This window comes from Streptomyces luteoverticillatus, assembly GCF_003970715.1.
GTDB classification, from domain to species: domain Bacteria; phylum Actinomycetota; class Actinomycetes; order Streptomycetales; family Streptomycetaceae; genus Streptomyces; species Streptomyces abikoensis.
This window is the reverse complement of record NZ_CP034587.1, coordinates 5,817,253-5,830,070: the sequence shown is the minus strand read 5'-3', so window position 1 is coordinate 5,830,070 and position 12,818 is coordinate 5,817,253. Positions and strand designations below refer to the sequence as shown.

The following is a 12,818-nucleotide window of genomic DNA, read 5'->3' as shown; positions in this document are numbered from 1 at the left end:
GGTGCGGTATTCGGCGAAGAGGCCGCGCGCCGGGGCGCGTTCACCCCCGCCGGTGGCGCACCTTCCCAGGAACCGGTGCGCTCAATCCGTCGTTTCCGGCACGACTTCAGGTATCCGCTTCGGGTGCCTGAGAGATCCGGCGTCCGCGCGGTCAGTCGGCGTGTCCCAGCAGGAGGTCCCGTTCGGTGCGGCCACCGCCCGCGACCTGGAGGACGGTTGCGACGGGCGGGTAGCCCGCGGCGACGACCGTGTACTCGCCCGCCGAGAGGTCCACGAAGCGGAACGTGCCGTCGGCGCCGGTGATGGCGGAGTCCACGACGTTGCCCGCGGCGTCCAGCAGGGTGACGCGGGCGTCCTCGACCGGCCGGCCGCCGCTGGCCCGTACGGTGCCGCGCAGGACGGCGCCGCCCGCGAGTTCGATGTCCTGGCGGGTCTCCCGGGCGGACTGGACGCTCACGGGCAGGGCGGCGGGCCGGAAGGCGGGGGCGCTGCACGCGAGGGTGTACTCGCCCGCGACGAGTTCGTCGATGACGTAGCCGCCGTCGGGGCCGGTGCGGGTGGAGGCGACGACCTCGCCGTGGACGTTGGTCAGGGTGACGAGGGCCTCGCGCACCGGGGTGCCGTCGGCGGTGGTGACGGTGCCGGCCAGCCGTCCGGCGCCGCCGAGGACGACGTCGAGCTCGACGGGCCGTTCCCCGACGGTGACGGTGACGGCCTGCGGCTGGTGGCCGCCCGCGGCGGCGATCAGGACGTAGCTGCCGGTGCCGGGTGTGCTCAGCGCGTACCGGCCGTCCTCCCCGCTGGCGCCGCGGCCGATCTGCCGGCCCTGGATGTCGATGAGGGTGAGCGCGGCGCGCGGCACGGTCGTCCCGTCGTGGTGCTGGACGGCGCCGGTCACGGGGATGCCGGCGACGAAGTGCGGGGGCTCGGTCGGGGGGAGGACGGTGCGCGCGGAGGGGATGGCGGCTTCGGCTGCGTTGTGGGACACCAGTGGTTTCTCTTTCAGCAGGAAGGCGAGCAAAAAGCCCACGATGAGCACCGGTACGAGGTAGAGGAAGATCCGCGGCATGGCGTCGGCGTAGGCCCGGATGTAGCCGTCGCGCAGGGGGGCGGGCAGGGCGTGCACCAGCTGGGGGGTGAGGGAGTCCGGGGCCGGGAGCGCGGTGCGGGGCGGCAGTTCGGCGGCGAGGGCGTGCTCGAGGCGGCGGGCGAAGAGGGTGCCGAGGACGGCCGCGCCCAGCGAGCCGCCGAGCTGCCGGACGTGGTCGTGGGCGCCGGTGGCGGTGCCGACGTCGGCGGGGTGCGCGGAGTTCTGCACGGCCAGGACGAGGACGGGCAGGGCGAGGCCGATGCCGACGCCGAGGATGGCCATCCAGAGGCTGTAGACGAGCCGGCCGGTCTGGGCGTCCAGGTGGGACAGCAGGTACATGCCCTCTGCGGAGAGCGCGCCGCCGAGGACGGGCAGGAGCTTGTAGTGGCCCGTTCGGCTGACGAGGTGGCCGGCGACGAGCGAGGCGGCGACGATGCCGCCCATCATGGGCAGCATCAGCAGCCCGGACTCGGTGGCCCCCACGCCGTCGACCATCCGGAGGAAGGTGGGCAGGCAGTCGGCCGCGCCGAAGAGGGCCACCCCGGCGATCACGCCGAGGAGCGTGGTGACGATGAAGACGGAGTCGCGGAAGAGCCGCGGGGGGATGATGGGTTCGGCGGCGAAGTGCTCGACCATGACGAAGAGCAGGGCGGTGCCGAGCGCGCCGGCGGCAAGGCCGAGGACGGTCCGGGAGGTCCAGTCGTAGGTGGTGCCGCCCCAGGTGGTGAGCAGTACGGCGCAGGTCGAGCAGGCCGTCAGCAGCAGCGCCCCCAGGACGTCGAAGCGGGCCCGGCGCGTGGGGCGGGGCAGGCGGAGGACGCCGGCCACGACGGCGAGGGTGAGCAGCCCGAAGGGGACGTTGACGTAGAAGCACCAGCGCCAGGAGGCCCGGTCGGTGAGGAAGCCGCCGAGGAGGGGGCCGGCGACGGAGGCGAGTCCGTAGGCGGCGCCGATGGCGCCCATGTAGTGGCCGCGCTCCCGGGGCGGGACGAGGTCGGCGACGAGGGCCTGGACGCCGATGAGGAGCCCTCCGGCGCCGACGCCCTGGACGGCGCGGAAGGCGATGAGCTGGTCCATGGTGTGCGACCAGCCGGCGAGGGCGGAGCCGACGACGAAGACGGCGAGCGCGAAGAGGAAGACGGTCTTGCGGCCCCGGAGGTCGCCCAGCTTGCCGTAGAGGGGGAGGGTGACGGTGGCGGTCAGCAGATGGGCGGTGACCGCCCAGGACATCCGGTCGAGGCCGTGGAGCTCCCCGGCGATTTTCGGCAGGGCGGTGGCGACGACGGTCTGGTCCAGCGCCGCGAGCAGCAGCGTGAGCATCAGGGCGGCGAAGACCAGCCGCGTCCGGGCCCGGCCGGGTTCGGGGAGCGGGTCGGCCGGTTCGGCCGGGGCCGGTGGCGAGGGGGGCAGGGTGAGCGTCCTGTCGCTCTTCTCCAAGGTGGCCTCGAAGGTGGACCCGCCCACGTAACTTCTCCCCTCGTCGCGCCTGCGTTGCCGCCCATTTCTCGCATTACGCGACAACGGCCAGCAAGCGCGACGATTTGCCGGGGAGCGCCGGGCACGGCACTTTCTGCCGGTCGGAGGCGGTTTGGGCACAGCGGGGCCGGGCCGGGAAAACCACTCGAACCGGTGAGCCCGGACCGGTCCGGTCCGGGCGGTCCCGTTGGCCCGCGCTCAGCCCGCGCTGGGCCCGCCCTCCACCTCGGCGGCGAGGCGGGCGAGCACGGCGTCGTAGATGCGGCCGAGGCCCTTGGGGGCGAAGGCGCGCTCGAAGAAGCCGCCGATGCCGCCGGCGCCCTGCCAGGTGGTGGTGACGACGACCTTGGAGCTGCCCTCGCCGGCCGGGGTGACGGTCCAGGTGGTGACCATGGAGGAGTTGCGGTCCTTCTCCACGAGCTGTCCGTCGGTGGGCTCGTCGACCTCCAGGAGGCAGTCGCGCACCCGCTTGCTGGTGGCCTGGAGCTTCCAGTGCACGAGCGTGCCCTTGCCGTCGCCGCCCTCGCGCACCTCGTATTCGCTGAAGTGCTCGGGCAGCAGCTTGGCGCGCGTGCCGCTGTAGTCGGCGAGGGCGTCGAACACGTCCTCCGCGCCCGCCGCGATGATCCGCTCCGTCGTGGCCTCGACCTGGCCCATGGCTAGTCCTCCGGGACGTTGAAAGAAGTGCTGTCTTGCCGCTTACCGCGGGTGCGCGCAAAGCCAATCACCATCGGCGCGACCACCCAAAATCCGGGGGCGGCCGACGGCGGCCCGCACTAACCTCCGCACATGGTGACCATACGGACCATGACCGCCGCCGACGCGGCCGCGGTGGCGGAGATCCGGGTGAGCGGCTGGCGGGCGGCGTACACGGGGATCGTGCCGCAGGGGTATCTGGACGCGATGGACCCGGTGGCGAACGCGGCGGCGCACCGCGAGCGGCTCGCCTCGGGGGCCGGCCCGGTGGTGGACGCGGTGGCCGAGGCGGCGGGGGCCGTGGTCGGCTGGGCGTGTTACGGGCCCTGCCGCGACGCCGGCCGCGACCGGCCTCCCGGCACGGGCGAGTTGTACGCGCTCTACGTCCGCCCCGAGCTGATCGGCACCGGCGTCGGCCGGGCCCTGTGGATCGCGGCGCTGGAGGGACTGCGAAAGCTCGCAGGGCATGAGGGGGCGCGCGTGGTGCTGTGGGTCGCCAAGGACAACACGCGCGCCCGCCGTTTCTACGAGCGCGCCGGCTGCCGGCCCGACGGCGCCGAGCGGTCGGAGGAGTACGCCGGGACGGCCGTGCCGGAGGTCCGCTACGTGCTGGATCCGCTCCGCGCCCCCTGAGCCCCGCCGCGCCCGGCCAGCCGGGCCAGGGCGGCGACGGCGGCCGGGCGCAGCCGTTCGTGCTCGCGGGCGGCGACGAGCGTGGCCTCGGCGCGGCGGTCGCCGAGGGCGCCGAGGCCCTCGACACAGGCGCGGGCGATGGGCCAGCAGTGGTCGCGGGCCGCCAGCAGCCGCTCCAGAGTGGTGAGCAGGGCGGGCACGGACTCGGGGGCGCGCAGCTCGGTGAGGAGCCGGACGGGGTGGAGGGCGTAGGCGGTGCGCAGGGGGTTGGTGACGAGGGCGGCGGCGGCGCGGGCGGTGCGGGGGTCGCGCAGCCGGGCGAGGGCGTGGGCGGCGGTGGCGCAGCGCACGGGCTCGCGGTAGTTGAGGAGGAGGACGAGCGTCTCGAAGGCGCGGCGGTCGCCCTTGACGCCGAGGGCGAAGGCGGCGATCTCCCGGGCCCACAGGGGGCGTTCGGGGGCCACCAGGACCTCGGCGAGTTCGTCGCGCGCGCTCTCGTCGTCGTCCCGTACGAGCGCGAGCAGCCGTTCGTAGGCCGTGAATTCGGCCGGGGAGACCAGTTCGGCCCGGACCCGGCGCAGCAGCGCGCGGAATTCCTCGTCCATGTCCCGCTCTCCTCCCCGAGTGGCCTGGACCACATCGTAAGTCGCGCGTACGACCCCTGGCGCTCTTGGTTACCGGTGAGTTAATCTCCCGGCAAGAGCAGTACCCAGCTCCGGCGCCCGGTGACGCGGCCGCCGAGAGCGTTGACGTCGGTTCGGTGTTTCCCGAGTACGGCGCGCCCCGGGACAGGGGCCGCCGGTCGTACAACTCCCTTCCGTGGACTTCGCGGACCTCCCTTCGTCCGTCCCGGAAGCCAGGCCGCCGCCCTCGCGCGGGGCCGCCGACCGCCGTCCGCTCCCCCTCGACGCGGGGGAACACCTTCTGGAGTCTCGCGATGGACCGTACGTCCACCCCTGAGCCGTCCTCCCTCAGCCCGAAGTCTCTCAGGACCGTCGCCGTGATCGGGCTCGGCACGATGGGTACCGGCATCGCCGAAGTGCTCACGCTGGCCGGCCGCGAGGTCGTCGGTGTCGATGTCAGCGACGCGGCGGCCCTGCGGGCCGGCGCGGCGCTGGAGGCCGCCACCGCCCGGGCGGTGGAGCGCGGCCGGATCACCGAGCCCGAGCGCCGGGCCGCGCTCGCCCGCTTCCGGACCGCCACCGACCTGACGGCGGTCGCCGACGCCGATCTGGTGATCGAGGTCGTGCCGGAGGACTACGACCTCAAGCACGAGGTGTTCACGGCCCTCGACGCGGTCGTGCGCCCCGACGCGATCCTGGCGACCGGCACCAACGCCCTGTCGGTGACCCGGCTGGCCGCCGACTCGGCGCGCCCGGAGCGGGTCCTGGGCCTCCACTTCTTCAACCCGGCGCCGGCGATGAAGCTGGTGGAGATCGTCTCCTCGGTGCTCACCGACCCGGGCGCCGTGGCCGCCGTCACCGAGCTGGCCCACGAGCTGGGCAAGGAGCCGGTCGCGGTGGGCGACCGGCCCGGATTCGTCGCCGACGGGCTGCTGTTCGGCTATCTCAACCAGGCCGCCGCCATGTACGAGGCGCGCTACGCCACCCGCGAGGACATCGACGCGGCGATGCGGCTGGGCTGCGGGCTGCCGATGGGGCCGCTCGCGCTGCTGGACCTGATCGGTGTGGACACGGCCCGGACGGTCCTGGAGGCGATGTACGCCGCCTCGCGGGACCGGCTGCACGCGCCCGCGCCCATCCTGGGGCAGCTGGCGGCGGCCGGGCTGACCGGCCGCAAGGCGGGGCGCGGCTTCTACACCTACGAGTCCCCCGGCTCCTCCGCGATCGTGCCGGACGCCCTGACCCCGCCCCCGCCGGCCGCCCGGGCCGGGGGGCGCGTGGTGGACCGCGTCGGCGTGGTGGGCTCGGGGACGATGGCGAGCGGCATCGCCGAGGTCTTCGCCAAGGCGGGCCTGCCGGTGGTGCTGGTGGCGCGGACGCCCGAGAAGGCGGAGGCGGCCAAGGGGCGGATCGCGAAGTCGCTGGCGCGCGCGGTGGACAAGGGGCGGCTGACGGCCAAGGAGCGGGACGCCGCGCTCGCGGCCGTGACCCCGGCGGGCTCGCCGGACGCGCTGGCCGAGGTGGACCTGGCCGTGGAGGCGGTGGCGGAGGACCTGGACGTCAAGCGGGAGCTGTTCGCCGCGCTGGACAAGGTCGTCAAGCCGGGCGCGGTGCTGGCCACCACCACCTCCTCGCTGCCGGTCGTCGCCATCGCCCGGGCCACCTCGCGGCCGGGGGACGTCGTCGGGATGCACTTCTTCAACCCGGCGCCGGCGATGAAGCTGGTCGAGGTGGTGCGCACGGTGCTGACCGCCGACGACGTCCACGCCACCGTCCGCGCGGTGTGCGCCCGGATCCGCAAGCACCCGGTGGACTGCGGGGACCGGGCCGGGTTCATCGTCAACGCCCTGTTGTTCCCGTATCTGAACAACGCGGTCAAGATGGTCCAGGAGCACTACGCCTCGCTGGACGAGATCGACGCGGCGATGCGGCTCGGCGGCGGCTATCCGATGGGCCCGTTCGAACTGCTCGACGTCGTGGGCCTGGACGTCTCCCTGGCCATCGAGAAGGTGCTGCACCGCGAGTTCCGGGATCCGGGGCTGGCACCCGCGCCGCTGCTGGAGCACCTGGTGGCGGCGGGCTGCCTGGGCCGCAAGACCGGCCGCGGCTTCCGCGAGTACGCGAAGGCCTGACCGGCCCGTGCCCGCTGAAGGGGCGGGGTGGGGCGGACTGCTGGAACCCCGGACAGGTCCGTCCCGCCACGCCTGCACGGACGCGTGTTACGTTCCCCACATGTCCCAGCCCGCCAAGTCCGCCCGCGTACCGCGCGGGGCCACCGTCGAGTCAGGAGGAGCCCCGGGCCCGAAGGCCGCCAAGGAACACCGAGAGACCGGCGCCGGCGCCCGCCGCGCCGCCGCCCAGCGGCTCACCATGCGCCGCAAACTGGCCACGGCGGCGATGGAGTTGTTCGCGACCAAGGGCTACGAGGCGACGACCGTCGACGAGATCGCGGCCACGGCCGGAGTGGCCCGGCGCACGTTCTTCCGCCATTTCCGCTCCAAGGAAGAGGCGATCTTCCCCGACCACGACGACACGCTCGTCCGGGCCTCCGGCGTGCTGGACGCCGCACCACCGCACGAGAACCCGCTGGACACCGTCTGCCGGGGGATCAAGGAGGTGATGCGGATGTACGCGGCCTCTCCCGCCGTCTCCGTCGAGCGCTACCGGCTGACCCGTGAGGTGCCCGCGCTGCGCGAGCGCGAGATCGCCTCGGTGGCCCGCTACGAGCGGCTGTTCACCCGCTATCTGCTGGGTCACTTCGACGAGGCCGCGCACCACGCCGGCGACGACGACCCGCTGCTGGCGGAGGTCGCCGCCTCGGCCGTGGTCACCGCGCACAACCACGTGCTGCGCCGCTGGCTGCGCGGGGGCGCCCAGGGCGATCTGGAGGCCCAGCTCGACCACGCCTTCGCCATCGTGCGGGAGACGTTCGGCACGGGCATCGGCGCCGGGCGCGCCGACCGGGAGGAGCCCCCGGCCGCCTCGGCGCGGGCCCAGGGCGAGGTGCTGGTGACGGTGGCCCGGACGGACGCGCCGCTGGACGAGGTCATGCGGGCGATCGAGAAGGCGCTCAAGAAGACCTAGGGCAAATCCCGACAACTCATCACAATGGCCACCCCTTTGGGGTGGCCATTGTTGCTCATCCGTGCCCTCCGGATGACATCTGAGAGAAATTGTTGGCACGCAGTGTCTTGTCGAGTGGCACGCGGTGCCATACCTTGTCGGTGTCCGGGCGGCCGGCGCACCGACCACCGTCGAGCGCCGACTGTCCCCGCAGACCCTGTCGTGCGCGCCCGGACGCCTGCGTCACCAGGCATCGCTTTCTCCGCGCCACCCCGCGCGGGAGCACCACCCGCCGGACCGACGGCACCACCCCTCGCTCCACCCGCAGTCGCCGCTCCACCCCCGACGTTCCCTCAAGCCCGTTTCCACGACGTGCTTCGCCGGAGGCAAACCGTGAACCAGATCCTGGACGCGATCCTCGCGCCCGACAGCCGCGCCGAGGACTTCGCCGCGCTCCCCCTGCCCGACTCCTACCGCGCGGTGACCGTGCACAAGGACGAGGCGGACATGTTCGCCGGGCTCGCCACCCGGGAGAAGGACCCGCGCAAGTCCCTCCACATCGACGAGGTCCCGGTGCCCGAACTCGGGCCCGGCGAGGCCCTGGTGGCCGTCATGGCCAGCTCCGTGAACTACAACTCGGTGTGGACCTCGATCTTCGAGCCCGTGTCCACGTTCGCCTTCCTGGAGCGTTACGGAAAGCTCTCCCCCCTCGGCAAGCGGCACGACCTGCCGTACCACGTGATCGGCTCCGACCTCGCCGGCGTCGTGCTGCGCACCGGGCCCGGCGTCAACGCCTGGCGGCCCGGCGACGAGGTCGTCGCCCACTGCCTCTCCGTGGAGCTGGAGTCCGCCGACGGGCACAACGACACCATGCTCGACCCGGAGCAGCGCATCTGGGGCTTCGAGACCAACTTCGGCGGACTGGCCGAGATCGCCCTGGTGAAGTCCAACCAGCTGATGCCCAAGCCGCGGCACCTGAGCTGGGAGGAGGCGGCCGCCCCCGGGCTGGTGAACTCCACCGCCTACCGTCAGCTGGTCTCCCGCAACGGCGCCGGGATGAAGCAGGGCGACAACGTCCTGATCTGGGGCGCGAGCGGCGGACTCGGTTCCTACGCCACCCAGTTCGCGCTCGCTGGCGGCGCCAACCCCATCTGTGTCGTCTCCAGCGAGCAGAAGGCGGAGATCTGCCGGCGGATGGGCGCCGAGGCGGTCATCGACCGCAGCGCCGAGGGCTACCGCTTCTGGAAGGACGAGCACGAGCAGGACCCGCGCGAGTGGAAGCGGTTCGGCAAACGCATCCGCGAGCTCACCGGCGGCGAGGACGTGGACATCGTCTTCGAGCACCCCGGCCGCGAGACGTTCGGCGCCTCCGTCTACGTCACGCGCAAGGGCGGCACCATCGTCACCTGCGCCTCCACCTCCGGCTACAACCACCAGTACGACAACCGCTATCTGTGGATGTCGCTGAAGCGGATCGTCGGCTCGCACTTCGCCAACTACCGCGAGGCGTGGGAGGCCAACCGGCTCATCGCCAAGGGGAAGATCCACCCGACCCTGTCGAAGACCTACACGCTCGCCGAGACCGGCCAGGCCGCCCACGACGTCCACCGCAACGTCCACCAGGGCAAGGTCGGCGTGCTGTGCCTCGCCCCGGAGGAGGGCATGGGCGTGCGCGACGAGGAGATGCGCGCCCGGCACATCGAGGCCATCAACCGCTTCCGGAATGTGTGAGCAGACCACATGACTCAGCGTCAGAAGGATCGTCCGTGGCTGATGCGGACGTACGCCGGGCACTCCACGGCCGAGGCGTCCAACGAGCTCTACCGGCGCAACCTCGCCAAGGGCCAGACCGGCCTCTCGGTCGCGTTCGACCTCCCGACGCAGACCGGCTACGACCCCGACCACGTCCTCGCCCGCGGCGAGGTCGGGCGGGTCGGGGTCCCCGTCGCCCACCTCGGCGACATGCGGCGGCTGCTGAAGGACATCCCGCTGGAGCGGATGAACACCTCCATGACCATCAACGCCACCGCCATGTGGCTGCTGGCGCTGTACCAGGTGGTCGCGGAGGAGCAGGGTGCCGACATCGCCCAGCTGCAGGGGACGACGCAGAACGACATCGTCAAGGAGTACCTCTCGCGCGGGACGCACGTCTTCCCGCCCGGGCCCTCCCTGCGGCTCACCACCGACATGATCGCCTACACGGTGGGCCGCGTCCCCAAGTGGAACCCGATCAACATCTGCAGCTACCACCTCCAGGAGGCGGGGGCCACCCCCGTCCAGGAGATCGCCTACGCGATGTCCACGGCGATCGCCGTCCTGGACGCGGTCCGGGACTCCGGCCAGGTGCCGGCCGAGCGCTTCGGCGACGTCGTCGCCCGCATCTCCTTCTTCGTCAACGCGGGCGTCCGCTTCATCGAGGAGATGTGCAAGATGCGCGCCTTCGGCCGCATCTGGGACCGCGTCACCCGGGAGCGCTACGGCATCGAGAACCCCAAGCAGCGCCGCTTCCGCTACGGCGTCCAGGTCAACTCCCTCGGGCTGACCGAGGCCCAGCCGGAGAACAACGTCCAGCGCATCGTGCTGGAAATGCTCGCCGTCACCCTCTCCAAGGACGCCCGCGCCCGCGCCGTGCAACTGCCCGCCTGGAACGAGGCGTTGGGCCTGCCCCGCCCCTGGGACCAGCAGTGGTCGCTGCGCATCCAGCAGGTCCTCGCCCACGAGAGCGACCTGCTGGAGTACGAGGACATCTTCGCCGGCTCGCATGTGATCGAGGCCAGGGTCGAGGCGCTGGTCACCGAGTGCCTGGCCGAGATCGAGCGGATCCAGGGGATGGGCGGCGCGATGGCCGCCGTGGAGTCCGGCTACCTCAAGGCGCGGCTGGTCTCCTCGCACGCCGAGCGGCGGGCCCGCATCGAGTCCGGCGAGGAGAAGATCGTCGGAGTCAACTGCTACGAGGCGACCGAGCCCAGCCCCCTGACCGCCGATCTCGACACCGCCATCATGACCGTCGACCCGGCCAACGAGGCCCGCGTGGTCGCCGCCCTCCACGCCTGGCGCGACGACCGCGACGAGGTCCGCGCCCAGGAGGCCCTCTCGGCGCTGAAGAAGGCCGCCGCCGGCACGGAGAACCTGATGGCCGCCACCCTGGAGTGCGTCCGGGCCGGCGTCACCACCGGCGAGTGGTCCTGGGCCCTGCGGGACGTCTTCGGCGAGTTCCGCGCCCCCACGGGCGTCGGCGGCGCTCCCCTGGCCGTGGCCGCCGAGGCCGGCAGCCCGCTCGCGGCCGTCCGTGAGAAGGCCCGGCGCACGGCGGACGAACTGGGCGTCGGCAAGCTGCGGCTGCTGGTCGGCAAGCCCGGCCTCGACGGCCACTCCAACGGCGCCGAGCAGATCGCCGTACGGGCCCGCGACGCGGGCTTCGAGGTGGTCTACCAGGGCATCCGGCTCACCCCGGAACAGATCGTCTCGGCGGCCGTCGCCGAGGACGTCCACTGCGTGGGTCTGTCGATCCTCTCCGGCTCGCACACCGAGCTCGTCCCCGACGTGCTGGCGCGGCTGCGCGACGCGGGGTCGGACGACATACCCGTGATCGTCGGTGGCATCATCCCGTCCGCGGACGCCACCGCCCTCAAGGCGGCCGGTGTCGCGGCCGTCTTCACCCCGAAGGACTTCGGCATCACGGAGATCATCGGCCGTATCGTCGACGAGATCCGCACAGCGAACAGCCTCGACCCCCTGGAGGTCACCGCATGACCGGCACCACCCCCGCCAGCCGTCTCCGCCCGCGCCGCTCCTGCCTCGCCGTCCCCGGCAGCAACCCGCGCTTCCTGGAGAAGGCCCAGGGCCTCCCCGTCGACCAGGTGTTCCTGGACCTGGAGGACGCCTGCGCCCCGCTGGCCAAGGAAGGCGCCCGGCACACGGTCGTCGACGCGCTGAACAAGGGCGACTGGACGGGCAAGACCCGGGTCGTGCGGGTCAACGACTGGACCACCCACTGGACGTACCGCGATGTGATCACGGTCGTCGAGGGGGCCGGGCCCAACCTCGACTGCATCATGCTGCCCAAGGTGCAGGACGCCCAGCAGATCGTCGCCCTGGACCTGCTGCTCACCCAGATCGAGAAGACGATGGGCTTCGAGGTCGGGCGCATCGGCATCGAAGCGCAGATCGAGAACGCCAGGGGCCTGGTGAACGTGGACGCGATCGCCGCCGCCTCGCCCCGCCTGGAGACGATCGTCTTCGGGCCGGCGGACTTCATGGCGTCCATCAACATGAAGTCGCTCGTGGTCGGCGAGCAGCCGCCCGGCTACCCGGCGGACGCCTACCACTACATCCTCATGCGCATCCTGATGGCCGCCCGCGCCAACGACCTCCAGGCGATCGACGGCCCCTACCTCCAGATCAAGAACGTGGACGGCTTCCGCGAGGTGGCCGGCCGCGCGGCCGCCCTGGGCTTCGACGGCAAGTGGGTCCTCCACCCCGGCCAGGTCGACGCCGCCAACGAGGTCTTCTCCCCCTCCCAGGAGGACTACGACCACGCCGAGCTGATCCTGGACGCCTACGACTGGTGCACCTCCGAGGCGGGCGGCAAGAAGGGCTCGGCGATGCTCGGCGACGAGATGATCGACGAGGCGAGCCGGAAGATGGCGCTCGTCGTCGCCGGCAAGGGCCGCGCCGCCGGAATGGTCCGCACCTCCGCGTTCGAGATCCCGGAGGCGTGAGCGATGCAGTTCGGCCGCACCTATGAGGAATTCACGGTCGGTGATGTCTACAAGCACTGGCCCGGGAAAACGGTCACGGAATACGACGACCACCTTTTCTGCCTGCTGACCATGAACCACCACCCGCTGCACCTGGACTCCCATTACGCCGGGGAGACCACGGATTTCGGGAAGAACGTGGTGGTGGGGAATTACGTCTACTCCCTGCTGCTGGGCATGTCGGTGCCCGATGTCTCGGGCAAGGCGATCGCCAATCTGGAGATCGAGTCGCTCCGGCACATAGCGCCGACCTTCCACGGCGACACCCTCTACGGCGAGACCAGGGTGCTCGGCAAGACCCCGTCGAAGTCGAAGAGCGACCGCGGGATCGTCCACGTCGAGACGATCGGCTACAAGCAGGACGGCACCGTCGTCTGTACCTTCCGGCGCAAGGTGATGGTGCCCACCGCCGAGTACATCGAGAAGCGCGGCGGGGAGCAGCCCGGCCGCCCCGAGCCGATCATCCGGGAGAAGTGA

The 12,818-nt window shown here is 72.2% G+C and carries 10 protein-coding genes; 7 read left to right on the top strand and 3 right to left on the bottom strand.

Annotated elements, in window-relative coordinates; translation table 11 throughout:
- Positions 1-151: 151 nt before the first annotated feature.
- On the bottom strand, positions 152-2,554 hold the full coding sequence (locus EKH77_RS26040) for an MFS transporter (RefSeq protein ID WP_430981010.1): 2,403 nt from the start codon (positions 2,552-2,554) through the stop codon (positions 152-154).
- A gap of 210 nt (positions 2,555-2,764) precedes the next feature.
- Positions 2,765-3,223, bottom strand: coding sequence for an SRPBCC family protein (locus EKH77_RS26035; protein WP_126916721.1), 459 nt, complete (start codon positions 3,221-3,223; stop codon positions 2,765-2,767).
- Between the two features lie 132 nt (positions 3,224-3,355).
- Here EKH77_RS26035 and EKH77_RS26030 point away from each other — a divergent pair, with 132 nt between their 5' ends.
- Positions 3,356-3,895, top strand: a complete 540-nt coding sequence (locus EKH77_RS26030) for a GNAT family N-acetyltransferase (protein ID WP_126916720.1) — start codon at positions 3,356-3,358, stop codon at positions 3,893-3,895.
- Here EKH77_RS26030 and EKH77_RS26025 read toward each other — a convergent pair.
- On the bottom strand, positions 3,865-4,500 hold the full coding sequence (locus EKH77_RS26025) for a HEAT repeat domain-containing protein (protein ID WP_126916719.1): 636 nt from the start codon (positions 4,498-4,500) through the stop codon (positions 3,865-3,867). The genes EKH77_RS26030 and EKH77_RS26025 overlap by 31 nt on opposite strands.
- 332 nt (positions 4,501-4,832) lie before the next feature.
- Between EKH77_RS26025 and EKH77_RS26020 the strand changes: the two genes are divergently transcribed.
- From EKH77_RS26020 to EKH77_RS25995, 6 genes are all read left to right on the top strand, one after another.
- Complete coding sequence (locus EKH77_RS26020; protein ID WP_126916718.1) at positions 4,833-6,650, top strand: 3-hydroxyacyl-CoA dehydrogenase family protein; 1,818 nt, start codon at positions 4,833-4,835, stop codon at positions 6,648-6,650.
- A gap of 100 nt (positions 6,651-6,750) precedes the next feature.
- Entirely contained in the window at positions 6,751-7,602 is an 852-nt protein-coding gene (locus tag EKH77_RS26015) for a TetR family transcriptional regulator (protein ID WP_126916717.1), read from the top strand.
- Between the two features lie 372 nt (positions 7,603-7,974).
- Entirely contained in the window at positions 7,975-9,312 is a 1,338-nt protein-coding gene (ccrA, locus tag EKH77_RS26010; protein ID WP_126916716.1) for a crotonyl-CoA carboxylase/reductase, read from the top strand.
- Between the two features lie 9 nt (positions 9,313-9,321).
- On the top strand, positions 9,322-11,334 hold the full coding sequence (locus tag EKH77_RS26005) for a protein meaA (protein WP_126916715.1): 2,013 nt from the start codon (positions 9,322-9,324) through the stop codon (positions 11,332-11,334).
- Positions 11,331-12,302, top strand: a complete 972-nt coding sequence (locus EKH77_RS26000; RefSeq protein WP_126916714.1) for an HpcH/HpaI aldolase/citrate lyase family protein — start codon at positions 11,331-11,333, stop codon at positions 12,300-12,302. The genes EKH77_RS26005 and EKH77_RS26000 overlap by 4 nt, the downstream gene beginning before the upstream one ends.
- A gap of 3 nt (positions 12,303-12,305) precedes the next feature.
- Positions 12,306-12,818 (top strand): MaoC family dehydratase, encoded by a 513-nt coding sequence (locus EKH77_RS25995; protein ID WP_126916713.1) that lies wholly within the window; start codon positions 12,306-12,308, stop codon positions 12,816-12,818.